This is a genomic window from Caulobacter sp. GW821-FHT10E02 (assembly GCF_059415225.1).
The window spans coordinates 327,384-352,391 of sequence record NZ_JBWKMV010000002.1 but is presented as its reverse complement, the minus strand read 5'-3'; the positions used below and the strand labels follow the sequence as shown (position 1 = coordinate 352,391).

25 protein-coding genes and 2 pseudogenes are annotated in these 25,008 nt (G+C 65.6%); 21 read left to right on the top strand and 6 right to left on the bottom strand.

Features of this window, described 5'->3' with window-relative positions; genetic code table 11:
* The first annotated feature begins 286 nt into the window (after nucleotides 1–286).
* The 4 genes from AC07NI_RS11440 to AC07NI_RS11425 all read left to right on the top strand — a co-directional run bounded on the left by AC07NI_RS11440 (nucleotide 287) and on the right by AC07NI_RS11425 (nucleotide 4,772).
* The gene (locus AC07NI_RS11440) at nucleotides 287–1,546 is read left to right on the top strand and encodes an OprO/OprP family phosphate-selective porin (protein WP_494618924.1); all 1,260 of its coding nucleotides are present in this window, start codon (nucleotides 287–289) and stop codon (nucleotides 1,544–1,546) included.
* A gap of 71 nt (nucleotides 1,547–1,617) precedes the next feature.
* Nucleotides 1,618–2,661 (top strand): substrate-binding domain-containing protein, encoded by a 1,044-nt coding sequence (locus tag AC07NI_RS11435; RefSeq protein WP_494618923.1) that lies wholly within the window; start codon nucleotides 1,618–1,620, stop codon nucleotides 2,659–2,661.
* A 145-nt stretch (nucleotides 2,662–2,806) separates the two neighbouring features.
* A complete protein-coding gene (locus AC07NI_RS11430) occupies nucleotides 2,807–4,117 on the top strand; it encodes a hemolysin family protein (protein ID WP_494618922.1) in 1,311 nt (436 codons plus the stop codon).
* A 34-nt stretch (nucleotides 4,118–4,151) separates the two neighbouring features.
* Nucleotides 4,152–4,772: a DsbA family protein gene (locus AC07NI_RS11425; RefSeq protein ID WP_494618921.1), complete on the top strand. Its 621-nt coding sequence runs from the start codon at nucleotides 4,152–4,154 to the stop codon at nucleotides 4,770–4,772.
* Here the strand turns inward: AC07NI_RS11425 and AC07NI_RS11420 are convergent.
* Nucleotides 4,769–5,749 carry a LysR family transcriptional regulator gene (locus tag AC07NI_RS11420; protein WP_494618920.1) on the bottom strand — a complete coding sequence of 327 codons (981 nt, stop codon included), beginning with the start codon at nucleotides 5,747–5,749 and terminating at the stop codon, nucleotides 4,769–4,771. The two genes, AC07NI_RS11425 and AC07NI_RS11420, sit on opposite strands and share 4 nt — an antisense overlap.
* A gap of 66 nt (nucleotides 5,750–5,815) precedes the next feature.
* Between AC07NI_RS11420 and AC07NI_RS11415 the strand changes: the two genes are divergently transcribed.
* The 6 genes from AC07NI_RS11415 to AC07NI_RS11390 all read left to right on the top strand — a co-directional run bounded on the left by AC07NI_RS11415 (nucleotide 5,816) and on the right by AC07NI_RS11390 (nucleotide 8,960).
* Nucleotides 5,816–6,145 (top strand): nuclear transport factor 2 family protein, encoded by a 330-nt coding sequence (locus AC07NI_RS11415; protein ID WP_494618919.1) that lies wholly within the window; start codon nucleotides 5,816–5,818, stop codon nucleotides 6,143–6,145.
* Nucleotides 6,142–6,930 (top strand): SDR family oxidoreductase, encoded by a 789-nt coding sequence (locus tag AC07NI_RS11410; protein ID WP_494618918.1) that lies wholly within the window; start codon nucleotides 6,142–6,144, stop codon nucleotides 6,928–6,930. Before AC07NI_RS11415 ends, AC07NI_RS11410 begins: the two co-directional genes overlap by 4 nt.
* Nucleotides 6,931–7,145: 215 nt before the next feature.
* A complete protein-coding gene (locus AC07NI_RS11405; protein ID WP_494618917.1) occupies nucleotides 7,146–7,361 on the top strand; it encodes a DUF4287 domain-containing protein in 216 nt (71 codons plus the stop codon).
* A gap of 12 nt (nucleotides 7,362–7,373) precedes the next feature.
* Nucleotides 7,374–7,805 (top strand): hypothetical protein, encoded by a 432-nt coding sequence (locus tag AC07NI_RS11400; protein ID WP_494618916.1) that lies wholly within the window; start codon nucleotides 7,374–7,376, stop codon nucleotides 7,803–7,805.
* Nucleotides 7,802–8,482: an HTTM domain-containing protein gene (locus AC07NI_RS11395; protein ID WP_494618915.1), complete on the top strand. Its 681-nt coding sequence runs from the start codon at nucleotides 7,802–7,804 to the stop codon at nucleotides 8,480–8,482. Before AC07NI_RS11400 ends, AC07NI_RS11395 begins: the two co-directional genes overlap by 4 nt.
* A gap of 58 nt (nucleotides 8,483–8,540) precedes the next feature.
* Entirely contained in the window at nucleotides 8,541–8,960 is a 420-nt protein-coding gene (locus AC07NI_RS11390) for a DUF1801 domain-containing protein (protein ID WP_494618914.1), read from the top strand.
* Here AC07NI_RS11390 and AC07NI_RS11385 read toward each other — a convergent pair.
* Nucleotides 8,957–10,048: a glycosyltransferase family 4 protein gene (locus tag AC07NI_RS11385; protein ID WP_494618913.1), complete on the bottom strand. Its 1,092-nt coding sequence runs from the start codon at nucleotides 10,046–10,048 to the stop codon at nucleotides 8,957–8,959. The two genes, AC07NI_RS11390 and AC07NI_RS11385, sit on opposite strands and share 4 nt — an antisense overlap.
* On the bottom strand, nucleotides 10,048–10,890 hold the full coding sequence (locus tag AC07NI_RS11380; protein WP_494618912.1) for a UDP-2,3-diacylglucosamine diphosphatase: 843 nt from the start codon (nucleotides 10,888–10,890) through the stop codon (nucleotides 10,048–10,050). The genes AC07NI_RS11385 and AC07NI_RS11380 overlap by 1 nt, the downstream gene beginning before the upstream one ends.
* Before the next feature lie 283 nt (nucleotides 10,891–11,173).
* Here AC07NI_RS11380 and AC07NI_RS11375 point away from each other — a divergent pair, with 283 nt between their 5' ends.
* The 3 genes from AC07NI_RS11375 (at nucleotide 11,174) to AC07NI_RS11365 (ending at nucleotide 14,041) form a co-directional block, all read left to right on the top strand.
* Entirely contained in the window at nucleotides 11,174–11,803 is a 630-nt protein-coding gene (locus AC07NI_RS11375; protein WP_494618911.1) for a TetR/AcrR family transcriptional regulator, read from the top strand.
* 273 nt (nucleotides 11,804–12,076) lie between these two features.
* Nucleotides 12,077–13,132, top strand: a complete 1,056-nt coding sequence (locus AC07NI_RS11370) for a ParA family protein (RefSeq protein WP_494620517.1) — start codon at nucleotides 12,077–12,079, stop codon at nucleotides 13,130–13,132.
* A 3-nt stretch (nucleotides 13,133–13,135) separates the two neighbouring features.
* On the top strand, nucleotides 13,136–14,041 hold the full coding sequence (locus tag AC07NI_RS11365) for an SIR2 family protein (protein ID WP_494618910.1): 906 nt from the start codon (nucleotides 13,136–13,138) through the stop codon (nucleotides 14,039–14,041).
* A gap of 344 nt (nucleotides 14,042–14,385) precedes the next feature.
* Here the strand turns inward: AC07NI_RS11365 and AC07NI_RS11360 are convergent.
* Both AC07NI_RS11360 and AC07NI_RS11355 read right to left on the bottom strand, forming a co-directional pair.
* Nucleotides 14,386–14,469 (bottom strand): annotated as a pseudogene (locus tag AC07NI_RS11360) (hypothetical protein); the annotation flags it as partial.
* 685 nt (nucleotides 14,470–15,154) lie between these two features.
* Nucleotides 15,155–15,622 carry an Lrp/AsnC family transcriptional regulator gene (locus tag AC07NI_RS11355; RefSeq protein ID WP_494618909.1) on the bottom strand — a complete coding sequence of 156 codons (468 nt, stop codon included), beginning with the start codon at nucleotides 15,620–15,622 and terminating at the stop codon, nucleotides 15,155–15,157.
* Between the two features lie 125 nt (nucleotides 15,623–15,747).
* On the opposite strand from AC07NI_RS11355, the gene AC07NI_RS11350 reads away from it, so the two are divergent.
* The 5 genes from AC07NI_RS11350 to AC07NI_RS11330 all read left to right on the top strand — a co-directional run bounded on the left by AC07NI_RS11350 (nucleotide 15,748) and on the right by AC07NI_RS11330 (nucleotide 21,561).
* Complete coding sequence (locus AC07NI_RS11350; RefSeq protein WP_494618908.1) at nucleotides 15,748–16,002, top strand: DUF6356 family protein; 255 nt, start codon at nucleotides 15,748–15,750, stop codon at nucleotides 16,000–16,002.
* On the top strand, nucleotides 16,002–17,003 hold the full coding sequence (locus AC07NI_RS11345; protein WP_494618907.1) for a putative sulfate exporter family transporter: 1,002 nt from the start codon (nucleotides 16,002–16,004) through the stop codon (nucleotides 17,001–17,003). The genes AC07NI_RS11350 and AC07NI_RS11345 overlap by 1 nt, the downstream gene beginning before the upstream one ends.
* A 33-nt stretch (nucleotides 17,004–17,036) precedes the next feature.
* Entirely contained in the window at nucleotides 17,037–18,506 is a 1,470-nt protein-coding gene (locus AC07NI_RS11340) for an amino acid permease (RefSeq protein WP_494620514.1), read from the top strand.
* A 68-nt stretch (nucleotides 18,507–18,574) separates the two neighbouring features.
* Nucleotides 18,575–19,723 (top strand): acyl-CoA dehydrogenase family protein, encoded by a 1,149-nt coding sequence (locus tag AC07NI_RS11335; RefSeq protein ID WP_494618906.1) that lies wholly within the window; start codon nucleotides 18,575–18,577, stop codon nucleotides 19,721–19,723.
* 239 nt (nucleotides 19,724–19,962) lie between these two features.
* Nucleotides 19,963–21,561, top strand: a complete 1,599-nt coding sequence (locus AC07NI_RS11330) for a methyl-accepting chemotaxis protein (protein ID WP_494618905.1) — start codon at nucleotides 19,963–19,965, stop codon at nucleotides 21,559–21,561.
* Nucleotides 21,562–21,663: 102 nt separating this feature from the next.
* On the opposite strand, the gene AC07NI_RS11325 is transcribed toward AC07NI_RS11330, so the two are convergent.
* Nucleotides 21,664–21,975, bottom strand: a complete 312-nt coding sequence (locus AC07NI_RS11325; RefSeq protein WP_099444777.1) for a hypothetical protein — start codon at nucleotides 21,973–21,975, stop codon at nucleotides 21,664–21,666.
* Nucleotides 21,976–22,273: 298 nt separating this feature from the next.
* Between AC07NI_RS11325 and AC07NI_RS11320 the strand changes: the two are divergent.
* The 3 genes and pseudogenes from AC07NI_RS11320 (at nucleotide 22,274) to AC07NI_RS11310 (ending at nucleotide 24,944) form a co-directional block, all read left to right on the top strand.
* Nucleotides 22,274–24,294: pseudogene (locus AC07NI_RS11320) on the top strand (methyl-accepting chemotaxis protein).
* Nucleotides 24,295–24,582, top strand: a complete 288-nt coding sequence (locus AC07NI_RS11315) for an STAS domain-containing protein (RefSeq protein WP_454718051.1) — start codon at nucleotides 24,295–24,297, stop codon at nucleotides 24,580–24,582.
* Nucleotides 24,579–24,944: a response regulator gene (locus tag AC07NI_RS11310; RefSeq protein ID WP_099581620.1), complete on the top strand. Its 366-nt coding sequence runs from the start codon at nucleotides 24,579–24,581 to the stop codon at nucleotides 24,942–24,944. The genes AC07NI_RS11315 and AC07NI_RS11310 overlap by 4 nt, the downstream gene beginning before the upstream one ends.
* Nucleotides 24,945–25,008: the final 64 nt, after the last annotated feature.

The following is a 25,008-nucleotide window of genomic DNA, read 5'->3' as shown; positions in this document are numbered from 1 at the left end:
CCTGAAATGACGGAGGGCGGCTCAGCGATGAGCCGCCCTTTTTCTTTGCGCCAATTTCTCCACATCGGGCGCCTGCCGGAAACCATCTGCGCCCGGACTTTTCGCAATTCCGGGAACGTTAAATTTTGTTGCGGCCGCGACACAGCATAACCGGTTGAAAACACTTGTCATCGGTTCGTAACTCAACGTTCGCCGAACCGTCATATCCCACGTGTTAAGCCCGCAAGTGTCCTGATCCCGTCCGAGTACGGGCGTGAGAGTCAGGGTCTTCAAGGGGATATCTCACATGAGCATCAAGACCTCGCTGGTCGCCGGTTCGGCGCTGGGCGTCGCGCTTGCTCTGAGCCTGGGCGTCGCGGCCCAAGCTCAGGATATGGCTTACAAGTGGAGCGGCGCGCCGCAGTTCTCGAACGACGACACGATGTTCAAGTTTCGTGGTCGTATCCTGGTCGACTACGTCAACCAGGACGTCAGCCGCGACGGTCCGGGCGGTGATTTCAAGACCAGCAACTGGCGCGGTCGCCAGGTGTTTCTCGGCGTTGAAGGCAAGCTGAACAACTATTTCGCCTACAAGGCCGAAGGCGGCTGGGTGAACGGCGGCGCGGCCTCGTGGGACGACGTCGTCATCGAGTACAAGCCCAACGAGCAGGTCTCGCTGCTGTTCGGGAACATCAAGGCCGCCGGCCTGGAAAACCTGACCTCGACCCGCTTCATCACCTTCATGGACCGCGGTCCGTACGGTGACTTCGGCATCGACACCTACCTGCTGAGCGCGGTCGCCAAGTATCAGGGCTACAACTATTCGGCGACGCTGGCCGTCCAAGGCAACAGCATCAACACCGCCGACGTCGCCAACGCCGGCGCGGACAGCAAGGAGCGCTTCGGCCTGACGGCGCGCGGCCACTTCGCCCCGATCAACACCGACACCGACAAGCTGCACGTCGCCCTGTCGTATCGCTACCGCAACCGCGGCGACGAAGGCGCCTTCGCCTATACCGGCCGCACGACGACCGCCTACACCAACGGCACCACGTTCTACACCACGGGCGGCATCGGCAACCGTGACAAGACCCTGGCCGTCGAAGGCATGTACATCCATGGCCCGTTCTCGGTCCAAGGCGAGTACTCGAACATCGACATCACGCGCACGGGCGGCGCGGCCGTCGGCAAGGACCCGAAGGTCAAGGTGGGCTACGCCTTCGTGTCGTTCTGGCCGACCGGCGAGATGCGCAACTACGATCCCGTCGCCGGCGAGATCAAGCGTCCGAAGATCCTGAACCCGGTCACGGCCGGCGGCATGGGCGGCATCGAGCTGGCCGTGCGCTACGACTACGCCGACCTGACCGACGCCTATGACACCCTGAACGTCAAGCCGGCCGTCTCGCAGGCCGGCAAGTACACGGGCTGGACCCTGGGCGTGAACTACTACCCGGTCTCGTATGTCCGCTTCCAGGCCAACTACACCGACGGCAAGTCGGACAATATCGGCCTGAACCAGGACTACGACATCAAGCAGTTCCAGCTGCGCGCTCAGCTGGACTTCTAAGCCACACCGCGTTTCCGGGCGGGCCCACCGGGTCCGCCCGACCCATTTTGCTTCATCCTTAGGAAGTGACCATGAAGAAGCTCCTGTCCTGCGCGGCCGCCGCCGTCGCCCTGTCGGGCCTGGCCGCCGCCCCCGCCCACGCCGCCCGCGACTACGTGTGGGCCGCCGGTTCGTCGACGGTGTTCCCGTTCGCCACCCGCACCGCCGAGAACTTCGCCAAGAAGTCGGGCAAGAAGGCTCCGAAGGTCGAAAGCCTCGGCACCGGCGGCGGCATCAAGCTGTTCTGCTCGGGCGCCGGCGAAGGCTTCCCGGACATCGCCAACGCCTCGCGTCCGATGAAGAAGGCCGAGTTCGACGCCTGCGCCGCCAAGGGCATCAAGGACATCATCCAGATCAAGGTCGGCTTCGACGGCATCGTCATCGCCACCGACAAGGACGGCGCCGACTACAACTTCAAGACCGAGAACCTCTACATGGGTCTCTCGAAGGTCGTTTATAAGAACGGCCAGTTCGTCCCGAACCCGAACAAGAACTGGGACGACGTCGCCGGCGGCCTGCCGGGCAACCGCATCCAGGTGTACGGCCCGCCGCCGACCTCGGGCACCCGCGACGCCTTCGTCGAGCTGGCCATCGAGGCCGGCGCCCGCAAGTACCCGACCTTGGACGCCATCCGCTCGGACAACGAGAAGAAATTCAAGGCCCAGGTCGACCCGCTGCGTAACGACGGCTGGATCGACGCCGGCGAGAACGACAACGCCATCGTCGGCACCCTGACCAAGACCCCGGGTTCGGTCGGCGTCTTCGGCTGGTCGTACCTCGAAGAGAACATGGACAAGATCAAGGGCGCGACCGTCAACGGCGTGAAGCCCTCGGCCCAGACCATTTCGGACGGCAGCTACCCGCTGTCGCGCACGCTCTTCATCTACGTGAAGAAGTCCAACATCGGCGTCACCCCGGGCCTGGAAGACTTCCTGAAGGAGTTCACCTCGGACGCCGCGACCGGTCGTGGCGGCTACCTGCAAGGCCGTGGTCTGATCCCGCTGCCTCCGGGCCAGCACGAAGCCCAAAAGGGCGTCGTGGCCAACAAGACCGTGATGGCGCGTCCGGCTTCCTAATAGGCAGTCGAGCGTTTCAAAACGTGACGAGCGCCGCGGTCCTATGGGCCGCGGCGTTTTTCTTTGTATAGTAGACGCTGCCGGGCCTCCCCCATGCCCGCGCCGCGGTCGCCGTCCGGGCCCGCGTCCTTGACCCTGCAGGGCCATGATCCTCGTCGCGCTCGCCGTCGTCTTCCTCCTCGTTCTGTTGAACGGGGTCTTCTCCATGTCCGAACTGGCCGTCGTCTCGGCCCGCAAGGCCCGTCTGCAAGGCTTCGCCGAGCGGGGCGACAGGGGAGCCAAGCTGGCTCTCGACATGGCCGAGCACCCGACGCGGTTCCTGTCGGCCGTCCAGGTCGGCATCACCCTGATTGGGATCTTCGCCGGCGCCTTCGGCCAAGCCACCATCGCCAGCGCGCTCGACACCTGGGTCGAGACCACCATCCCGGCCCTCGCCAAATATTCCGAGGCCATCGCCACGACGATCGTGGTCATCGGCCTGACCTATGTCTCGGTGATCCTGGGCGAGCTGGTGCCCAAGCGCCTGGCCCTGATGTTCCCGGACGTGATCGCCCGCCGCATGGCGCCGTTCCTGGCCGTGGTCGCCACCATCCTGCGTCCGTTCGTGACCCTGCTGACCGTCTCCACCGCCGCCGTGCTGAAGCTGATGGGCGTGCGCGACGAGCGCAACAGCGGCATCACCTCCGAGGAGGTCGAGACCGTCCTGGCCGAAGGCGCCGACGCCGGCCTGATCGAGCCCGAGGAGCGGGCGATGATCAACGAGGTGCTGCGCCTGGGCGATCGCCCGGTGCGCGTGGCCATGACCCCGCGCCGCGACCTCTTCTGGGTGTCGCTGGCCGACAGCCCCGAACAGGTGCTGACCGAGATCCGCACCAGCGCCCACTCGCGCATCCTGGTGGCCGAGGGCGACCTCGACGGCGACATCGGCGTGGTGCTGAAGAAGGACCTGCTGGACGCCTGCCTGTCGAACGAACCGCTCGACCTGAAGGCCCACGTCCAGCAGCCGGTCGCCATCCCCGAGACCATGTCGCTGCTGAAGGCCCTGGCGGTCTTCAAGCAGACCAGCCTGCACATGGCCCTGGTGGTCGACGAGTTCGGCTCGCTGCAGGGCGCGATCACGCCGCTGGACCTGCTGGAAATGATCGCCGGCGACTTCCCGGAAGACCATGACGACGACGAGAAGCGCTTCATCCGCCGCGAGGACGGCAGCTGGCTGATCGACGCCCGCCTGGACATCCAGGAACTGAACGATCACCTGGGCGAGAACTTCGAGGCCGACGGCGGCTACCACACCGTGGCCGGCCTGATCCTGGATCGCCTGGGCCGCATCCCCGAGGAGGGCGAACACGTCGCCATCGGCGCCTTCGACATGGAGATCGTCGACATGGACGGCTCGCGGATCGACAAGGTGATCCTCAAGCCCTGCAAGCCGAAGAAGGGCGGGCAGGAGGGGTAGGTCGGCCGACCGACCGTCTTCCCCGGAGTACAGTATGCTTTTCCGTCACGTCCTGGCGCTGGCCGCCACGCTGATCGCCTTCGCCGTGTCCGCGCCGGCCAACGCCCTCGAGTACGGCTTCAAGGATCTCATCCAGGGCCCGGGCGCGCCGCGCGCCGGGGCGGCCGATCCGGACGTCATCGTCGTGATGTATGCCGACTACAACTGCGGCTACTGCAAGCGCATGGAGCCGGTGCTGGCCAACGCCTTGAAGACCGACCGCCGCCTGGCCGTGGTCCACAAGGAATGGCCGATCTTCGGCGAGGTGTCGGAGCACGCTGCGCGCGTGGCGTTGGCGGCCAACTATCAAGGACGCTACGACGCGGTGCATCGGGCCTTCATGCTCTCGCCCACGCGGCTGAGCGACACGGACATGGTCGACGCCGTCGCCAAGCAGGCCGGCGTCGACTGGGCCCGGCTGAGCAGCGACCTGAAGGCCCACGCCGCCGACATCGACGCCATCCTGCTGCGCAACGAGCGCGAGGCGGCTCTCCTGCGGCTGCAAGGCACGCCGGGCCTGGTGATCAACGGCTATCTGTTCCGAGGCGCCCTGTCGGACGAGCAGTTGAAGGACCTGGTCGAGAAGATCCGCACGGTGAAGCCGCCTGCCGCCTAGGGCGATGGCTTCGGAGCGTCGCCGGCTCCGCCATGCCGTCGCGCGAAGTCGATGAACGCCTTGAACGCGGCGGTCGGGTTGCGCCGGCTGGGATAGTAGAGACTCAAGGGCGCCAGGGTGGGCGTCCAGTCCTCGAGCACGCATACGAGGCGGCCGGCCTCGATGTCGTCGCGCACGTCGGACTCCATCGCCAGGGTCAGGCCGACGGACGCGAGGGCCGCCATGCGGGCCAGGCTCGCTTCATCGAGGGTGATGGCGCCCTCGACGTCGATATGGACCGACTGCCCATCCTTCTCGAACGGCCAGCGGTGGATCGCGCCATTGGGAAGCCGGACGCGGAAACAGGAATGCTCGGCGAGGTCCTGGGGGATCTTGGGCGTCCCGCGCGCCTTCAAATAGCTTGGCGAGCCCACCACGACATTGCGCCGCGCGCGCCCCAGCGGGAGGGCGATCATGTCGACCGGCACGAGGTCCGCGCTCCGGACGCCCAGGTCGAAGCCGCCCGCGACAATGTCCACCAGGCGGCCCTCCGTGACGATGTCGATGTGGACCTGAGGGTGCGCGCGCAGGAACGGCAGGACGAGCCAGGAGAAGATCTCCCGCGCCGCTGTCGGAAAGGCGTTGATGCGCAATGTGCCCGAAGGCGTGGCCTGTTGAGAGCGCGCGGCGTCCATCGCCTCATGGATATCGCGCACGGCGGGCGCGACTTGGGCGACGAACTGCTGGCCCGCCTCTGTCAGGGATACGCTTCGCGTCGTCCGGTTGAACAGCCGGACGCCGAGCGAGCGCTCCAGCTTTCCGACCGCATTGCTGAGCGCGGTCGTTGAAACCCCGAGCTCGAGCGCGGCCGTGCGGAACTTCCCCCGCCGGGCGACCATCAGGACGGCGTCCAGTTCCGTCAGGCTGTTCAGCGCCATTGTCCCGGTTTCCGTGATGAGGCGTTCCAGATTGTCCTGATTATCGCGCGATCTGTCCATCGCTACCTTGCTGACATCGCACGTCCAGCCGCCCCGGCCTCGCGTGCGGCCAGCAGGACAGAAACCATGTCGCTCGACCTTCCATCCCCGATCGCCGCGTATGTGGCCGCGAACGCCCGCCTGGACGCGGCCGGCATGCTCGAACCCTTCGCGGCCGACGCCGTCGTTCGCGACAACGGCGCCGTTCTTCGCGGCCACGCCGAAATCAGCGGCTTGTTCGAAGAGGCCGTGATCCCCGTGAAGGCGATCTTCACGCCGGACACCGCCCGCCACGAGGACGGCCAGGTCGTCGTCGAAGGCCCCGCCCATGGCGATTTTCCGGGCAGCCCGATCCGCTTCACCTACCGCTTCACGCTCGAGAACGACGCCATCACCGCTCTGGAGATCACCGCATGACCCTCAAGGCTGATCCGACCGAATTCGCGGGCAAGCGCGTGCTCGTCAGCGGCGGCACCAAGGGCGCCGGCCGCGCCACCGTCGACCGCTTCCTGGCCGGCGGCGCTCGGGTGATCACCGCCGCCCGCGGCGCCCAGGAGCCCATCGACGGCGTCGCGTTCGTCCAGGCGGACCTGACGACGGCCGAGGGCGGCGAGCTCGTGGCCAAGGCGGCGCTCGATCGCCTGGGCGGCGTCGATATCCTCGCCCACGTGATCGGCGGCTCGGCCTCGCCGGGCGGCGGCTTTGCCGCGCTGAGCGACGATCACTGGCTGGCCGAACTGAACCTGAACCTTCTGGCCACGGTCCGCCTGGATCGCCTGCTGGTTCCGCAGATGATCGCGCGCGGCGCCGGCGCGGTGGTGCACGTCACCTCCATCCAGTCGGTCCTGCCGCTTCCCGAGGCGACCACGGCCTACGCCGCTGCCAAGGCCGCGCTCAGGACCTACAGCAAGTCCCTCTCCAAGGAGCTGGGTCCGAAGGGCGTGCGGGTCAATGTGGTCTCGCCCGGCTGGATCATGACCGAGTCGTCCGTGGACCTGCTGAAGCGCCTGCAGGCCGCCAATGGCGGCACGATCGAGGACGCGCGGCAGGTCGTCCTCGACAGCCTGGGCGGGATCCCGATCGGGCGTCCGGCCGACCCCCACGAGGTCGCCGACCTCATCGCCTACCTGGCCTCGGATCGCGCCGCCGCGATCCACGGCGCGGAATTCGTCATCGACGGCGGGACGGTGCCGACCGTCTGATGGCAGGGAAGCGTCCAATCCCTCTCCCCTTGCGGGAGAGGGTGGCCGCCGAAGGCGGTCGGGTGAGGGGTTGCGCTCCGCTCTCCGGACAGGCCTTTCGACCCCTCATCCGTCGACGACGTCGACACCTTCTCCCGCAAGGGGAGAAGGAAGATGAGGCCGCCGTTGCGGACACCGGCCGCCCGGTGCGATATCGGGGCGATCAGGAGTGGCTCATGACCCAAGACCCCGTGAAGGGACCGGCGTCCTATTTCCCGTCGATCGAGAAGACGTACGGCCAGCCGATTAGCCACTGGCAGCAGGTCGTGCGTGACGGCTATCCCGCCAAGCATATGGAACTGGTCGCGCTTCTGAAGGACCAGCACGGCATGGGCCATGGCCACGCCAACGCGGTGGTCGCGCACACCCTGGCGCAGGATGGGCTGAAGTAGGCGTCCGTCCCCTTGCTCGCGCCCCTCAAGCTCCTGCTGCCCGCGCTGATCCCGTCGTGGAACTTCTTCGACGTGATCGCCCCGGCGCCGCGCGTCGCGTACGCTCTGCTGGCGTCGCCCGGTGACACGACCGGGACCTGGTTGGAGTTCCGGCCTCGGCCGCAAGGCGTGTCGCTGGTCACGATGCTCACCCGCCTGGTCTGGAACCCGCGCTGGAACCAGACCCTGTTCGTGATGAGCTGCGCCGAGCGCCTGGCCGAAGACCGCACGCCGGACCACAGCGAGGCCGAAATCTTCCGGCGCATCGCCGCCGATCTGGTGTCCGAGGCACAGGACCCCGCACGTCCGTGGCTGTGCTTCCGTCTGGTCTTCGTGACCCGGGAGACCGAGGAAGTGATGGTCCAGCCCGCGCCCCGGCTGCTTCAGGACATCGACGTCCGATGAGCCTCGAAGCCGCCGTCCGGCTGACCGAGATCCTGCTGGCCTTGGCCCTGATCCAGCAGAGCCTGGAGCACCTGCGCGGCTTCCGCGACGAGCGGGTGCTGTTCGGCGCGCGGATCGTCCTCTGCGGCCTGGTGATCGCCGGTCTCGCCGCGCCGTGGCCGCTGGTCGGGCTGGCGGGGCTGTCACTGCTGATCCTGCACCGCTTCCAGGGCCCCTATAACGGCGGCAGCGACCGCATGGGCCTCTTGGCCCTGTGGTGCCTGGTCCTGGCTCGCCTGCTGCCGACCCCGGCCTTGCGCGAGCTGCCGTTCGGCTATCTCGGGGCGCAGCTGATGCTCAGCTACTTCATCTCCGGCGGGGTGAAGATCGTGAACCCCGACTGGCGCTCGGGGAGGGCCCTGCGCGATGTCTTCCAGTTTTCGGCCTATCCGGTCTCGCAAGGCCTGCGCCGCTTCGCCGAGCGGCCGCGGCTGCTGCTGGCGATGTCGTGGGCGGTGATGGGCTTCGAGCTGGCCTTCCCGCTGACCCTGCTGTGGCAGCCCGCCCTGATCGCCGGCCTCGTGGTCGCGGCGGCCTTCCACCTGGCCAATGCCTGCCTGTTCGGCCTCAACCGCTTCTTCTGGACCTGGCTGGCGACCTACCCGGCCATCCTGTGGCTGCAGGGGCGACTATTCTAGGGACGCCGTGTCGGTTCGGGGACGGGGTGCGCGTCTTCAAGGAAAGGAGATCCACGCCATGACCGTGCGCGAACAGATCGACGGCTATATCGAGGCCCAGGCGCCGGCCAAGCGCGCGGAGCTGCGGGACTTGCACCAGCGCGTCCTGACGATCGCGCCCGACGCTCAGCTCTGGTTCCTGGACGGTCGTGACGAGACCGGCAAGGTCGTCACCAATCCGAACATCGGCTACGGCGCGGAGACGCTCGGCTACGCCGACGGAACCTCGCGGCCGTTCTACAAGCTGGGCCTCAGCGCCAACACGGCCGGCCTGTCGGTCTATGTCATGGGCCTCGAGGACAAGACCTACCTCGCCCAGACCTACGGCCCGCGCCTCGGCAAGGCCAAGGTCACCGGCTACTGCATCAAGTTCCGGTCGGTGAAGGACCTGGATCTCGGTGTGTTCGAAGAGCTCGTCGCGGACGCCCTGAAGGCCTAGGCCGCGGTTTTCTTCCGCAGCCGCGCCAAGCGCCGCAGACGCCGCCAGAACCGCGTCTTCTCTGGCTCCGGATAGGGCTGCAGGTTGCGGAAGAACTCCTCGGCGCAGGCGCGCCACGAGAACTTCTCGGCGAACTTGCGGACCACCGTGCGGTCGAGATCGAGGCAGGCCAGGCACGCCTCCTTCAGCCCGTCCGTCTGGCCGGGGGCCAGCACGCCGGCGTTGGAGCCGGGGATGATGTCCACCGGACCCGGGGCCGAGAACGCCGCCACCGGCACGCCGGCGGCCATGGCCTCCAGGATCACCAGGCCGAAGGTGTCGGTCAGGGACGGGAAGCAGAACACGTCCGCCCCGCCGAAGTAGCGGGCCAGCTCGTCGCCGAACTTGGCGCCCAGGAACTTCACCTCGGGATATTTCTCGGCCAGCTCTTCCAGCTGGGGGCCGGCGCCGATCACCACCTTGGTGCCGGGCAGGTCCAGGCTGGCGAAGGCCTCGATGTTCTTCTCGACGGCCACCCGGCCGACATTGAGGAAGATCGGGCGCGGCAGGCCCTCGAACGGGTCGGGATCGCCCTCGACGCGCGGCTTGAAGATGTCGGTGTCGACGCCCCGCGACCAGGGCGACAGGTTGCGGAAGCCGTGCTTGGCCAGCTCGTCGCGCATGGTGGGCGTCGCCACCATCAGCCGGCCCGACGGCTTGTGGAACCAGCGCATGTAGGTGTAGCCGGCCGCCAGCGGCAGCGGCAGGCGGGCCGAGACATATTCCGGGAACTTGGTGTGGTAGCTGGTCGTGAACGGCAGCTTCCACTCCAGGCAGATGCGACGCGCCGCCAGGCCGATCGGACCCTCGGTGGCGATGTGGATCGCCTCGGGCTCGAACTGCTTGAACCGCTCCTGCACCGGCTCGTACGCGCCGATCGCCAGCTTGATCTCAGGGTAGGTCGGCAGCGGGAAGGTCGGGAACTGTTCGGGGCTGACGACGTCGACCTCGTGGCCCAGGGCGCGCAGTTCCTCGGTCACCCGGCTCAGGGTGCGAACCACCCCGTTGACTTGAGGTTCCCAGGCGTCGGTAGCAAGCAGGATTCTCATCAGGCGGCGGCGGGCTCCGGCAACGTCTCTTCGGCGCCTTCAGCGGTCTGCGGGGTGAGGGAGCGGGCGCGATCGATCACCGACCACGAGCGCAGCTTGGCCCATTCCAGGATCTCGAGATGGCCGTCGGCGTGCTCGGCCAGGGCCGTGCAGCTTTCGACCCAGTCGCCGTCGTTGATGTAGCGGATGCCGTCGATGTCGCGCATCTCGGCCTTGTGGATGTGACCACAGATCACGCCGTCCACCCCCCGACGCCGAGCTTCATCGGCCACGGCGGCCTCGAAGTTCTCGATGAAATGCAACGCGTTCTTCACCTTGACCTTCAGATAGGCCGAGAGACTCCAGTAACCGAACCCCAGGCGACGCCGCAGGCGATTCACCACAGTGTTCAGCATGAGGATGGTTCTATAGGACCAATCCCCGAGGAAGGCGAGCCACTTGGCGTGCTGCACGACGCCGTCGAACTCGTCGCCGTGCACGACCAGGTAGCGCTTGCCGTCGGCCGTCTCGTGGATCACGTCGCGCGCCACGATCACCCCGCCGAAGTGCACGCCGCAGAAGTCGCGGATGCGGTCGTCGTGGTTGCCGGGGACGTAGATGACCTCGGTGCCCTTGCGGGCCATGCGCAGGATCTTCTGGACCACGTCGTTGTGGGCCTGCGGCCAGTACCAGCCGCTGCGCAGCTTCCAGCCGTCGATGATGTCGCCGACGAGATAGAGCTTGTCGCACTCGATGTGGCGGATGAAGTCCAGCAGCAGCTCGGCCTGACACCCTCGGGTGCCCAGGTGCAGATCGCTGATGAAGACGGAACGGTAGCGGCGAACGGCGACGTCGGCGCTCATGGTCAACCCCCGTTGAGGCGCCGCAAATCGTTCAGTCCCCGGATCGGAACGATGGCGGCCAACGGCTGGCGATTAAGCTGATTGCGTGTCGCTTTGATGAAATGGCGGTGCGGCGGATTCACCCGTTGTTAAGGCGCCGCTTACCGTTCCAGCCCTCTCAACTGCCCGAGAACTGCACAGTTTCGACGCAAACGTCAAAATTCTGGACGGATAAGCAATCCCTTTTGGCGCTTGGGGTTCCTCTCCTGTTGCGGTGCAGCAAGACGGGCACTAGATCACCCCTATGGACGCCGCCCGCCTCGCCAAGGACACGCCGAAATCCCAGAAGACGCGCGCGCGGATTCTGGACCAGGCGATGCGCCTGATCGCCGAGATCGGCTACCACGCCGCCACCAACCCGGTGATCGCCGACGCGGCGGGCCTGACGCGCGGGGCGATGCTCTACCACTTCCCGACCCGCGAGGCCCTGGTCGAGGCCGCCGTGGCCCACATCCAGGCCGAGCGCTCGACCCTGTTCCGCGCCGCCGCCGAGAACCTGCCCGCCGGCGCCGACGTCACCGAGCACGCGATCGACAGCTACTGGGACCTGCTGCACTCGACGCCCTTCCAGGCCTTCGGCGAGCTCGAGGACGCCGGCCGCACCGACCCGGCCATCCACGCCCTCCTGGCCCCCGCCCAGGCCGAGTTCGACCGCGCCCAGGCCGGCGACCACTTCCTGAAGATCCTCCACGCCGGCGCCGGCCCGAGGTTCCAGGCCAGCCGCGACCTGGCGCGGTTCATGCTGGAGGGCTTGGCGCGCACGACCCTGACCTACGACAAGGACGGCCGGAAGGAGCGCCTGCTGATGCTTATCAAGCGGGCGACGCACATGCTGAACCGGAAAGGTGATGTGCAGGATTTGTGGCCGGAGTAGGATTTGGCGGGTTGCGCCACTTCCAGACGTTGGGTCACCTGCCAGGAGGCAGACATTCGGCTCTTCATGCGCGGAGCCAGGACCGACCGCCTCGATCTCCAGCATAGCTTCCATCGTTGATTGCGCTCGATCATCCAAGCTAGGTTGGCCAAGGCTTCTGCTTAGAGCCGGACGTGGGTCTATTTTCGGAGAACGGCTTTGGCCAAAACGCGACGTCGCCGCACTAGCCAAGGGCTCCCCGTCACGCCAGCTGAGGCCGATGCCTTGCGTCTCGTGCAGTCGCAGGGGGCGCGTGCAACGTGCTTCTTCAACAACAAAGGCGGCGTTGGGAAAACTACACTCGTCGCCAATCTTGCTGCGGAACTTGCCCTTAGCTTCGGCGCAAAGGTGCTCGTCGTCGATGCCGATCCTCAGTGCAACTTAACGCAATACGCGTTGGGAGATGAAGACGCGCTGGACCTCTACGCTTCAGATGATCCTAGCAGCGTTTACAGCGTTATTCGTCCATTATCGCTTGGCAAAGGGTATGGCACCGAACTTCCAATCCGAAAGACTGACAATTTTGGATTCGATATTATCGTTGGTGACCCTCGGCTGGCGCTGCAGGAAGATCTCCTTGCAAACGACTGGCGCGACGCCAAAGGCGGGGGGATGCGCGGCATCCGAACGACCTATGTGTTTGCTGATCTAGTGCAAAAGGCTAAAGCGAACTACGATTTTGTGTTTTTCGATATGGGGCCGTCGCTCGGAGCAATTAACCGATCCGTCCTGCTCGCAATGGATTTCTTCGTTGTCCCCATGTCGATTGACATTTTCTCGTCATGGGCAATCAAAAATATCGGCTCAACAGTCAGCGTTTGGCAAAAGGAGCTCAAGACTGGCCTCGGACTTGCCGAAGACCCTGCAGAAATACCTTCGCTCGCAAACTCAGCAAATTTGCGCTTCCTTGGGTATGTTACTCAGCAGCACCGCGAGCGGACAGAGGTGGAAATCTCTGTATCTATAAATGATGCGGCGACCGAAGCCGCCGATATGCTGCAAGTTGAAGAGCGTCGCAGGACACGCATCGTCCAAGCCTATCAGGATATTAGCAACGCGTTCCCTCAAGACGTAGAGAATTATCTTCACAACTTCTATGATGCAAAAAAAATCCAACCTCATCTTGGAAACGTGAAAAACCTCGGAAGCTTAGCTCCGAAATCTCAGAGTCAGCACGCCCCAATGATGTCGGCCGGCGGAACTGGGCGATTCGTTCAGCTTCGGAAGGAGGCCAAAACCATTTATCGCGGCATCGCGAACCGCTTTCTTGAAAACGCCTCCCTGTCTTGATCGATGATCTTCAACAGCGATCTTGTTGATGATCTCGCGCGTCAGCGCGTCGTGCTATTTCTTGGCGCAGGCGTGTCAGCCAGCGCGCAGACCCAGTCAGGCGCCCGAATGCTTGGCTGGGAAGCATTTCTAGACGCCTGCCGTGCCGAGACATCGCCGGAAATCTCCGCGCAGGTTCGCGTCCTGCTGGATAAGAAGGATTACCTGCTCGCGTGCGAAGTTCTCCAGCGATCTCTAGAAGATCGTTGGCCAGAGAAGGTCAAAGGTGAATACGGGCAAAAAGCCACTCCTTCGCCGCTCCATCACGCAATAATAAAGCTTAAGCAAAGATTTTTGCTAACGACGAATTTCGACAAGCTTATAGAAATTGCTCTAGACGCTAGCGATAACAATTCCTCACATTATTATACGGTGATATCTTCCGTAGACGATAAGGTTTTTAGGGCTCTCAAGGATCACGCTGGTCGATATATTATAAAAATACACGGCACCGTGGATGATAGCGATGGTCTCGTATTTTCAAGGTCGGAATATATTAAGCTTGCCTTTGGAAATGCCAGATATTCTTTATTTTTGGAAAACTTGCTTTTAAATTATACATTTTTATTCATTGGGTTTTCAATGGATGATCCGGCCATTACATCATTAATGGAGATGTATGCTCTGAGGTATGAATCGGCGCGCCCTCATTACCTGGTTTCTAGCGAAGATGTACCTCAGAATATTATCGATATAAATAAGAAGCTCAGGAAGCTTAATTACATAAAGTACGATCCCGTCGAACATCACAAGAATCTGCCCCCATTAGTTGAGGAGCTTGCTGAACAAGCAGAAACACGTCGCCGCGAAATTTATGCGGCTGCCGTCGCTCAAAATGATCCAAACACCAACGTCACCACACAGACGTAGCCTCTGAAAATTACGGTAGGCGGACAGCTAGCGCTGCCATCAGCTTTCCGTTCGCAGGTGTCCTGCAAGCACGCCGTGGCTGACTCCAAGAAGCGACCCGTCCGAACGGAAGCGATGAGCCAAAATCCGACGCCCCACGTCGGCGCCCTCCTTAAATCTCTTGGAGGCTGCAGCGTGCAGGGCTGTCCAGGTCAGTCAAGGACCGCCTCCGGCGGCCGCGCTGCGGCGACGCGGAGCGTCGTCCTTGAGTGACCTGGACAGCCCTGCGATCGTCTCGCCGTGAGATGTAAGGAGGGCGCTCTTCCGGGGCGGAAGGCGTCCTTCACTGAGCTCTAAAACACCCCGTCATCCCGCGCTTTATGCGCGGGACCCATTTGTCCGCCGCACGGGCGGTGCGGGCCTGGGCTCTCACGTGGAAGCTGAACCATGGGTCCCGCGCATAAAGCGCGGGATGACGGTTGAGAGAGTTGCAGAGGGTGTAACCCCTCACCCTCCCGCGCTTTGCGCGGGTCCCACCCTCTCCCTGTGGGAGAGGGTGGCTACGGGGATCCAGCGGGCTGGGTCCTCGGAATTGGCGAGATCGAACCCCGCGAAATCAAGCGCTTGTCGATTTTACGCGACCCTGGATGATCCGCGTTCAGAACCCCCCCCATAATCATGGCCATCCCCGTCGCGGGGGAGGGCGTTTGGATCCGGCCCAAAACGGCGGCGGGGCTAGGTTGAGCGGGGTCGCCGAGCGGTCCCCGGAAGGTCCTGTCAGGCCGCGTCGCTTACTCTTTAGGAGCGCACGCGGGTGACGGGTCGTTCGGGATCAAGGCCGAGCGGCGGAACGACAGGGCGGTGATCGTACAAGCCGCCTATCGTGGATCGTCGGGCTGGAGACGGATGTAGCCGATCCAGTTGGTCCGCGCCCGTCCGGGGGCTAATGGGGACCCGAGCTGAAATACGCTCACGCCTCCCATCCTCACGGGCAAGAACAACCTGGCGGAGCGGTCGTCCGAGCCGAAACACAAACAAACCCTACGGTCTCCGGGTTCGCCCGGCCGCTCCGTCGCCTCCCCACACACCTTCAGCGGCCCGGCCGCGTGAAGCGGCGCCGCCGCGCGCGCGGCTTCAGGCCGGGCAGATCGGCAGGGCGGTGGTGAACTTGATCTGCTCCATGGCGAAGCTGGACGAGACGTCGGTCAGTGGGGCGGTGGCGATCAGGCGCTTGTAGAAGCGGTCATAGGCGGCGATGTCGCGGACCACGACCTTGAGCAGGTAATCGACCTCGCCGCTCATCCGGTAGAACTCGACGACCTCGGGCAGGGCCTTGGCGCCGGCGGCGAAGGTGGTCAGCCAGTCCTCGTCGTGGCGGCCGGTCTTGACGGCCACGAAGACGGTCAGGTTGAGGTCCAGGGCCTCGCGGTCCAGCAGGGCGACGCGGGCCATGATGACGCCGGCGTCCTGCAGGCGCTTGACCCGCTTCCAGCAGGGGGTCTGGGACAGGCCGACCCGCTCGGCCAGCTCGGCGATGGCGACGGTGGCGTCCTCCTGCAGGATGGCCAGCAGGCGGCGGTCGATCTGATCGAGATCAATCATCTCGCGATCCCACGATTGAGAGAATGGAATTCTCCTTAGCCCGCGAATGGTGACCTTTCAAACCATGTCTTTCTTCGAATCCTCGCCATCCTAGGAGGCTCGGACCAGCAAGCGGGGCACTACCGATGGACCTTTCCTTCACGCGTCATCCCAAGTCGGTCGGCGAAAGCTACGGCGAGCACATGGGCGTGGCCTGGAGCTTCGGCTTCACCCTGCTGGGCGCGGGCCTGGCCTGCATCGTCCACGGCATCCTGCCGTTCGCCTTCGAGAAGACCGGCAGCCAGACGGTGCGCCGGCTGAACGAGCGGCTGTCGAACCGTTGCGCGAAGGCCGACGCCCACTTCGCCCAAGGCACGATGTCGGGCGAGACCGCTCACTGATGACCGCAGCCGCCCTGCGCTTGAGCGCCGGCAAGCTCGGCCCCGGCCTGGTCGCCGGCCTGCTGCTGGCCGTGCTCGCCAAGCTGCTGGCCACGACCCAGCACGCTCCCGCGCCGCTGGTCGCGGTGATCCTGGGCATGATGCTGGGCGCGCTGGGCCTGCAAGCCCAGCTGGGCGCGGGTCTCGATCTCTTCGCCAAGCCCGGCCTGCGGCTGGGCGTGGCCATGATGGGCGCCCAGATCAGCTGGAGCGAATTCGCCGCCCTGGGCGGTCCGGCCATCGTCGCCAGCGGCGCCGTCGTGCTGGGCGGACTGGGCATCGGGGCGCTGGCGGGCACCGCCCTGGGCCTGCCGTTCGCCGAGGCCCTGATCGCCGCGGCCGCCTGCTCGATCTGCGGCGCGTCGGCGGCGCTGGCGGCCTCGCAGGCCGCGCCGGCCAGCCCGGCCAACCAGCGCACGACGGCGCTCGTGATCGTCGGGGTCAACCTGCTGTCGACCGTGGCCATGCTGGCCTATCCGCCTCTTGCTCAGGCTTTGGGCCTCTCGGCCCATCAGGCCGGCGTGTTCTTCGGCCTGTCGATCCACGACGTCGCCCAGGTGGCCGGGGCGGGGGCCTCGGTCTCGCCCGAGACCGCCAGCACCGCCGCCCTGGCCAAGCTGGCCCGCATCGTCTGGCTGGGCCCGGCTGTCATCCTGATCGGCCTGATGCTGACCCGCTCCAAGGACGGCGGCGTCGTTTCGGGGCTGAAAGCGCCGCCTCTCTTTGTTCTAGGCTTTGCGGCTCTCGCCGCAGCCCGGGGCCTGAACCTGATCCCGCCGGCGCTCGTGACGACCATGGCGACCTGCTCCAGCTTCCTGCTGCTGGCCGGCGTCGGGGCCATCTCGGCCAAGCTCGGTCCCAAGGCCTTGCTGGAGGTCAAGCCGAGGCTGGCGATCCTGCTGGGAACGGTAACGCTTGCCGTCGCGGTCCTGGCCTACGCCCTGACGAGGATTTTCTTCTAGGATCAAGGCTTGGCGTGGAACGAAACCCACTCCATGGTCCCGTCCAAGAGTCGGAGGGACCCTAAAGTGAGCTTCTGGACGCGTCGCAAGTCGATCGACACCATCACCGCTGGCCACGCGGACAGCCATCAACTGAAGAAGACCCTGAGCTGGTACCACCTGGTGGCCCTGGGCGTCGGGGCCATCGTCGGCACCGGCATCTACACCCTGACCGGCGTCGGGGCGGGCCTGGCCGGGCCGGGCGTGATCCTGTCGTTCCTGATCGCCGGGGCCGTCTGCGCCTGCGCGGCGCTCTGCTACGCCGAGCTGTCGACCCTGATGCCGGCGGCGGGCAGCGCCTACACCTACAGCTACGCGGCGATGGGCGAGCCGGTCGCCTGGTTCGTCGGCTGGAGCCTGATCCTCGAATACACCCTGGTCTGCGCGGCGGTCGCCGTCGGCTGGTCGGCCCACGCCCACGGCCTGTTCAAGATGGCGGGCTTCCCTGACGCCCTGCTGGCCGGTCCGCATGCCGGCGGCATCGTCAACCTGCCGGCCGTGATCATCTCGATGGCGGTGGCGGGCCTGCTGGCGCTCGGCACCCGCGAGAGCGCCACGGTCAACATGATCCTTGTCTTCGTGAAGATCATCGCCCTGATCATCTTCGTAGTGCTTTGCCTGCCGGCGTTCGACGCCAGCCACTTCACCCCGTTCATGCCCAACGGCTTCTCGGCCCACGTGCCAGCCGGGGCCGCGCCGGACTCGGCCAAGATCGGCGTCATGGCCGCCGCCAGCCTGATCTTCTTCGCCTTCTACGGCTTCGACGCGGTGTCGACCGCCGCCGAGGAGACCAAGAACCCCAAGCGCGACCTCACCATCGGCATCGTCGGCTCGATGGCCGCCTGCACGGCCATCTACATGATCGTCGCCGCCGCCTCGATCGGCGCGTCGCGTACGGAAGTCTTCTCCAAGAGCGAGGCCCCGCTGGTCTTCATCCTGGAGAGCCTGCAGCACGGCAAGATGGCCCAGCTGGTGGCCCTGGCCGCCGTGGTCGCCCTGCCGACCGTGATCCTGGCCTTCATGTACGGCCAGAGCCGGATCTTCTTCGTCATGGCCCGCGACGGCCTGCTGCCGCGCGCCTTGTCGAAGGTCAACGCCAAGACCGGCACGCCGGTGGTCATGACCCTGCTGACCGGCGCCCTGTCGGCGGTGCTGTCGGGCTTCCTGTCGCTGAAGGACATCGCCGAGCTGGCCAATGCCGGCACCCTGGCGGCGTTCATCGCCGTGGGCCTATCGGTGATCGTGCTGCGTCGTCGCGAGCCCAACCGTCCGCGCGTGTTCTCGACCCCGGCCTGGCAGATCGTGGCCCCGGCCGGCATCCTGGGCTGCCTGTATCTGTTCTACAGCCTGCCGGCCAAGACCCAGATCTACTTCCTGTTCGCCCACATCATCGGCGCGGTCGTCTACTTCGCCTACGGCATGCACAAGAGCGTGCTGGCCCAGGCCGAGAAGGCCCAAGGGTAAGGCTTCCATTCTTGAGGGCCATCGCTACAGTCGGCGTCAAAACAAGTGTTTGATACCGGGAGAAGCGCATGGCCCTCGATCTGGAAACCCGCGATCAGCTGATCGAGACGGTGGCCCGCTTCGTGGCCGAGCGCCTGCGGCCGATCGAGGCCAAGGTCGCCGAGGACGACGCGGTGCCCGCCGACGTCGTCGAAGAGATGAAGGGCCTGGGGCTCTTCGGCCTGTCCATCCCGGAAGAGTTCGGGGGCCTGGGCCTCAACATGGAAGAAGAGGCGCTGGTGGCCGTCGAGCTGGGCCGCGCCTCGCCGGCCTTCCGCTCGGTGTTCGGCACCAATGTCGGCATCGGCAGCCAGGGCCTCGTCATGTTCGGCAATGACGAGCAGAAGGCCAAGTGGCTGCCCGGCATCGCGTCCGGCGACATCATCACCTCGTTCGCCCTGACCGAGCCGGAGGCCGGCTCCGACAGCGCCGCGGTGCAGACCCGGGCCACGCTGGACGGCGACCATTACGTCCTGAACGGCGGCAAGCGCTTCATCACCAACGCCGGCAAGGCCTCGCTGTTCACGGTGATGGCCCGCACCAATCCCGATGTGAAGGGCGGGGGCGGCGTCTCGGCCTTCCTTGTCCCGCGCGACCTGCCAGGCCTGTCGGTCAGCAAGCCCGAGAAGAAGATGGGCCAGCAGGGCGCCCACATCCACGACGTCACCTTCGACAATGTCCGCGTGCTGGCCTGGAACCGCCTGGGCGAGGAAGGCGAGGGCTTTAAGGTCGCCATGCAGGTGCTGGATCGCGGCCGTCTGCACATCGCCGCCGTCTGCGTCGGCGTGGCCGAGCGGCTGATCGCCGACTGCGTGGCCTATGCCAGCGAGCGCAAGCAGTTCGGCCAGCCGATCGCCAGCTTCCAGCTGATCCAGGCGATGATCGCCGACAGCAAGACCGAGGCCCTGGCGGCCCGGGCGCTGGTCATGGAGACGGCCCGCAAGCGCGACACCGGGGCCGGCATCGTCCTGGAGGCGGCGGCCAGCAAGCTGTTCGCCTCGGAGATGGTCGGCCGGGTCGCCGACCGCGCCGTGCAGATCTTCGGCGGGGCCGGCTATGTCGCCGACTACGGCATCGAGCGCCTGTACCGCGACGTGCGGATCTTCCGGATCTACGAGGGCACCAGCCAGATCCAGCAGCTGGTCATCGCCCGCGAGACCCTGAAGCGCGGCGGCTGAGGTTCTGGGGCGGGTGCGGCAGGATGTCGCGCCCGACTTTGCCTTGGAGCTGCGGCGCCAGGTCGCATGGAGGGCGGTTTCCCTTCGGCGTGCAAAGGTTTTCAAGAACGTCGCTACTCGAACGGGCGCGCACGACTTAAAGGTGCGTGCGGCATCCTGTCGCCATCGTTGGGCGAATATTTAAGTTGGCATTAAGCATGCCGGACGAGGCTGTTCCCGCATTTTGAGACGGGGTGGCCATGAGCCAGGATCACGCGATCAGCGAACGCATTGGGTTCATGGGCCTGGACGACAAGGCGCGGGGCGCGTTGCGCGACCTGCAGCCGGTCATCCGCAAGACCATCGGCCCCGCGCTGGACGCCTTCTACGCCAAGGTCCGCGCCAACCCCGAGACCCGCAAGTTCTTCGGCGACGAAAAGCACATGCAGGCCGCATCAAGCCGCCAGCAGACCCACTGGGACGTTATCTCGCGCGCCGAGTTCGACGACACCTACGTCAAGGCCGTCCGCACCATCGGCCAGACCCACGCCCGCATTGGCCTGGAGCCGCGCTGGTACATCGGCGGCTACGCCGTGGTCAGCGAGCACCTGATCCGGGCGACGATCAACGACCAGTGGCCCAAGGGCTTCATGGCCAAGGGCGATCCGGACAAGGCCGGCGACGCGGTCAGCGCGCTGATGAAGGCGGTCATGCTGGACATGGACTTCGCCATCTCGATCTATCTGGAGACCATCGAGGCCGAGCGCCAGCGCCTGGAGACGGTGCGCCTGGCCAACGAGGCCAGCCAGAACGCGGTGGTCCAGGCGCTGGGCGAGGCGCTGGATCGCCTGGCCCAAGGCGACCTGGTCGGCCGGCTGTCGGCCGAGGTGACCCCCGAGTTCCAGAAGCTGAAGGACGACTTCAACAACGCCGTCGGCATCCTTGAGCAGGCGATGAGCCGGGTGACCGAGGCCACCGACGGCATCCGTTCGGGCGCCGACGAGATCGGCGTGGCCGCCGACGACCTGTCGCGCCGCACCGAACAGCAGGCCGCCAGCCTGGAAGAGACCGCCGCCGCCCTGGACGAGATCACCTCGACGGTCCGCCGCTCGGCCGCCGGCGCCAAGCAGGCGCAGGACGTGGTGGTCGGGGCCAAGGCCGAGGCCGAGAAGTCGGGCGTCGTGGTCGACCAGGCCGTGGCGGCCATGGGCGAGATCGAAACCAGCTCGCGCTCGATCGGCAACATCATCGGGGTGATCGACGAGATCGCCTTCCAGACCAACCTGCTGGCCCTGAATGCCGGGGTCGAGGCTGCGCGGGCCGGGGAGGCTGGCCGCGGCTTCGCGGTGGTCGCCCAGGAAGTCCGGGCGCTCGCCCAGCGCTCGGCGGATGCCGCCAAGGAGATCAAGACCCTGATCACCGCCTCGACCAAGCAGGTCGAGGCCGGGGTCGGGCTGGTCGGCCAGACCGGCGAGGCCCTGCGCGGCATCGTCGGCAAGGTGGCCGAGATCGACGCCCTGATCGTGGAGATCGCCTGCTCGGCCCAGGAGCAGGCCACGGGCCTCAACCAGGTGAACACGGCCGTCAATCAGATGGACCAAGTCACCCAGCAGAACGCCGCCATGGTGGAGCAGACGACGGCCGCGACCCATTCCCTCAAGGGTCAGACGCTGGAGCTGGTCAAGCAGGTGTCGGCGTTCTCGATCTCGGCGCGCCAGAAGGCCGCCGCGCCGGCCATGCCCACGCCGACGCGCGCGCCGCCAATGGAGCGTCCGGTCGCTCGTCCGGTCAGCCGTCCGGGCGCGGTCTCACGCGGCAATGCCGCCGTGGCGATCAAGGAAGAGTGGGAAGAGTTCTAAGTAAAGCGGCGGGTCAGCGTGAAACTAGACCTGCGGACAGCAGAACGCCCCCGCCGACCGAGTCGACGAGGGCGTTATGTTCCCCCTAGGTGGAGGAGAAGCTTACGCGCCGCCCGGGAAGCGGAACGGAACCTTCACGGTGCCGGTCTTGGCGCCCATCGGGAGCTTTTCGGCGATGCACATGGCGGCCTTGTCGAAGCCCTTACCGGCGGCGCTGTTGTCGACGACCTTGCAGTCCGACAGCTTGCCGGCGTCGGCGGTGCATTCCAGCATCACCTGAGCGGCGTCGCGGGTGTTCGCGAACTGCTGCAGGCAACGGCCCATTTGATCTTCAAAGCCGCCAGCGGCCGAAGCGGCCTGAGCGACGAAAAAGCTGCCAGCGATTCCCGCGGCAATAGCGATCGGATATTTCATCCCGCTGCTCCCAGTAAAAGTGTCACGTCCTGTGGACGACGCGCCAATCGGACGCAGGAGGGTTCTCGCAGAAGCGAGTTAAGAGAATCTGAGTCGGCGAATAATATTGTGGTTTACTTCCGGGTAACCACCGTCGCGGCCGTCACGAGACGGTCATTGAGCAATTCGCTCTTTATAGATTCCACGCGCGGGGACCTGCGACCAAATGACCACCTGGGGGCTACCAGCGCAGGTTATGTCGAATTCCTTTTAACCAAGTCAGAGGTTGTTAGGAATCTATCGGGATTATCCGGCTTCAATGTTGGCGATCCGTGGGCACGGACCGCTGGTTGGAGGGGACCTGCGATGAAACGGATTCGTCTCGTCGATCTGCCGTTGATCATTAAAATCGGCGTCGCGCCGGCTTTCGCGCTGTTGATGCTGGCCTTGATGGCCGGCGGCGCCATCGTCGTTCAGAAGAGCCAGTCGGCTGCTCTGAAGCAGGTCGTGGAAAGCGACATGCGCGAAAACATGGAGATCCAGAAGATCTCCAAGCGCATCTCGAACATCAACGGTGAGCTTTACACCGTGATGACCCACAAGGCCGGCAACATCGACGTCGCCAAGAACGACGCGCGCATGGCCGCCGTGCTGACCGAGACCGACGCGGTGAAGAAGGAGCTGGGCGCGCTCAAGGCCAAGCTCCCCGCCAGCGAACAGCCGAAGATCGTGGAGCTGATCAAGCAGCTCGATGAGTGCCGCAGCGCCATCGACACGGTCAGCGGCATGATCGGCGTCGACTTCAACATGGCCGTCGGCTTCATCGCTCCCTTCGAGGAGCAATACGCCAAGATGAGCACCACGCTCGACCAGGTCGTCGCCGCCGCCAACAAGCGCATCGACAGCGAAAGCGCCAAGCGCCAGGCCGAAGCGACCGCCGCGATGAGCGTGACGATCGTGATGTCGCTGATCACCCTGGCCGCCGTCGGTGGTCTGGCCCTGTTCACCGTCATGACGACCCGCAAGTCGATCAACGACATCGCCGGCGCCACCGACAAGCTGTCGAAGGGCGACAACACCATCGACCTCGAGAAGCTGACGCGCGGCGACGAACTCGGCGCCATCGTCTCGGCCCTGAAGGTCTTCCGCGACAACCAGCTTCACCTGGACACGCTCCGGGCCGAGCAGGAGAAGTCCGCCGCCCTCACGGCCGACGAGCGCCGCGCCAAGGAAGCCGCCGCCGCGGCCGCCGCCCAGGAAGCCTCGACCGTCGTCAGCAACCTGGCCCAGGGCCTGGAGAAGCTGGCCTCGGGCGACCTGACCTTCCGCGTCACCGCCGACTTCCCCGGCGAGTACCGCAAGCTGAAGGACGACTTCAACGGCGCCATGGGCTCGCTGCAGGAGACGATGAAGGTCATCGCCGCCTCGACCGACGGCCTGCGCACCGGCGCCGACGAGATCGCCCACGCCTCGGACGACCTGTCGCGCCGCACGGAACAACAGGCCGCCAGCCTGGAAGAAACGGCCGCCGCCCTGGACGAGCTGACCGCCACCGTGCGCCGCACGGCCTCGGGCGCCCGCCAAGCCTCGGACGTGGTCTCGACGACGCGTGGCGAAGCGACGCATAGCGGCCAGGTCGTGCATCAGGCAGTGTCGGCCATGGGCGAGATCGAGAACTCGTCCAAGCAGATCAGCCAGATCATCGGCGTGATCGACGAAATCGCCTTCCAGACCAACCTCCTGGCCTTGAACGCCGGCGTCGAAGCCGCTCGTGCGGGTGAAGCGGGCCGCGGCTTCGCGGTCGTCGCCCAGGAAGTTCGCGCCCTGGCCCAGCGTTCGGCCGAAGCGGCCAAGGAGATCAAGGCTCTGATCTCCAGCTCGACCCAGCAGGTCAGCCAAGGCGTCAGCCTGGTCGGCCAGACGGGCGAGGCGCTGCAACGGATCGTGACGAAGGTCGGCGAGATCGATGCGCTGGTCACCGAGATCGCGGCCTCGGCCGCCGAGCAGGCGACCGGTCTGAACGAAGTCAACACCGCCGTGAACCAGATGGATCAGGTCACGCAGCAGAACGCCGCCATGGTCGAGGAATCGACCGCCGCGACGCACTCGCTGAAGGGCGAAACCGCCGAACTGGTCCGCCTGATGGCCCGCTTCTCGGTGGGCTCGGGTTCCTCGGCCTACAGCCGCCCGGCTGTGGCCGACACGGCTCAGCACGCTCCGGCGCGCAACCCGGTGGCCGAGCAGCAGGCTCGCCTGAACACCTTCGCCCGTCCGGGCCGGAGCAGTGGTTCGGCGGCCGTCGCCCAAGCCCCCGCCGTCGATGGTTGGGAGGAATTCTAGATGGCCGCTGCGATCGCGCTGCCTGAAACCCTGGATCTGAAGGCCGCGGCCCCTCTCAAGGCCGCCTTCCTGGAACGCCGCGGCGCGGCGATCACCGTGGAAGCCGATCAGGTCCGTCGCCTCGGCGGTCTGTGCCTGCAGGTCCTGCTGGCCGCCCGCAAGGCGTGGGACCAGGACGGCCAAGTCTTTTCCATCAAGGGGCCTTCCGAGGCCTTTGTCGAAACCACCCGTCTTTTCGGCGCCGAAAGGGCGCTCCTCTCGGCGGAATTCCAAGGAGCTGAATCGTGACGCGTACGGTTCTCACGGTCGATGATTCCCGGACCATGCGGGACATGCTGCGCATGGCCCTGGTCGGCGCCGGTTTCAACGTAGTCGAGGCTGTCGACGGCGAGCATGGCCTGGAGGTTCTCTCCGCCCATCGCCCGGACATCATCATCACCGACATCAACATGCCCAAGCTGGACGGCTTCGGCTTCATCGAGGCGGTGCGGGTCGACGACGACTACCGCGCCATCCCGATCCTGGTGCTGACCACGGAAAGCGACCCGGCCAAGAAGCAGCGGGCTCGCGAAGCCGGCGCGACGGGCTGGATCGTCAAGCCGTTCAACCCGGAAAAGCTGGTCGACGCGATCCGTCGCGTCGCTGCTTAGGCCCGGCCAGTACCGCGTACCGAGTTTTTGACTACCCGTTGCTAGACGCGAATTAGGACGTACG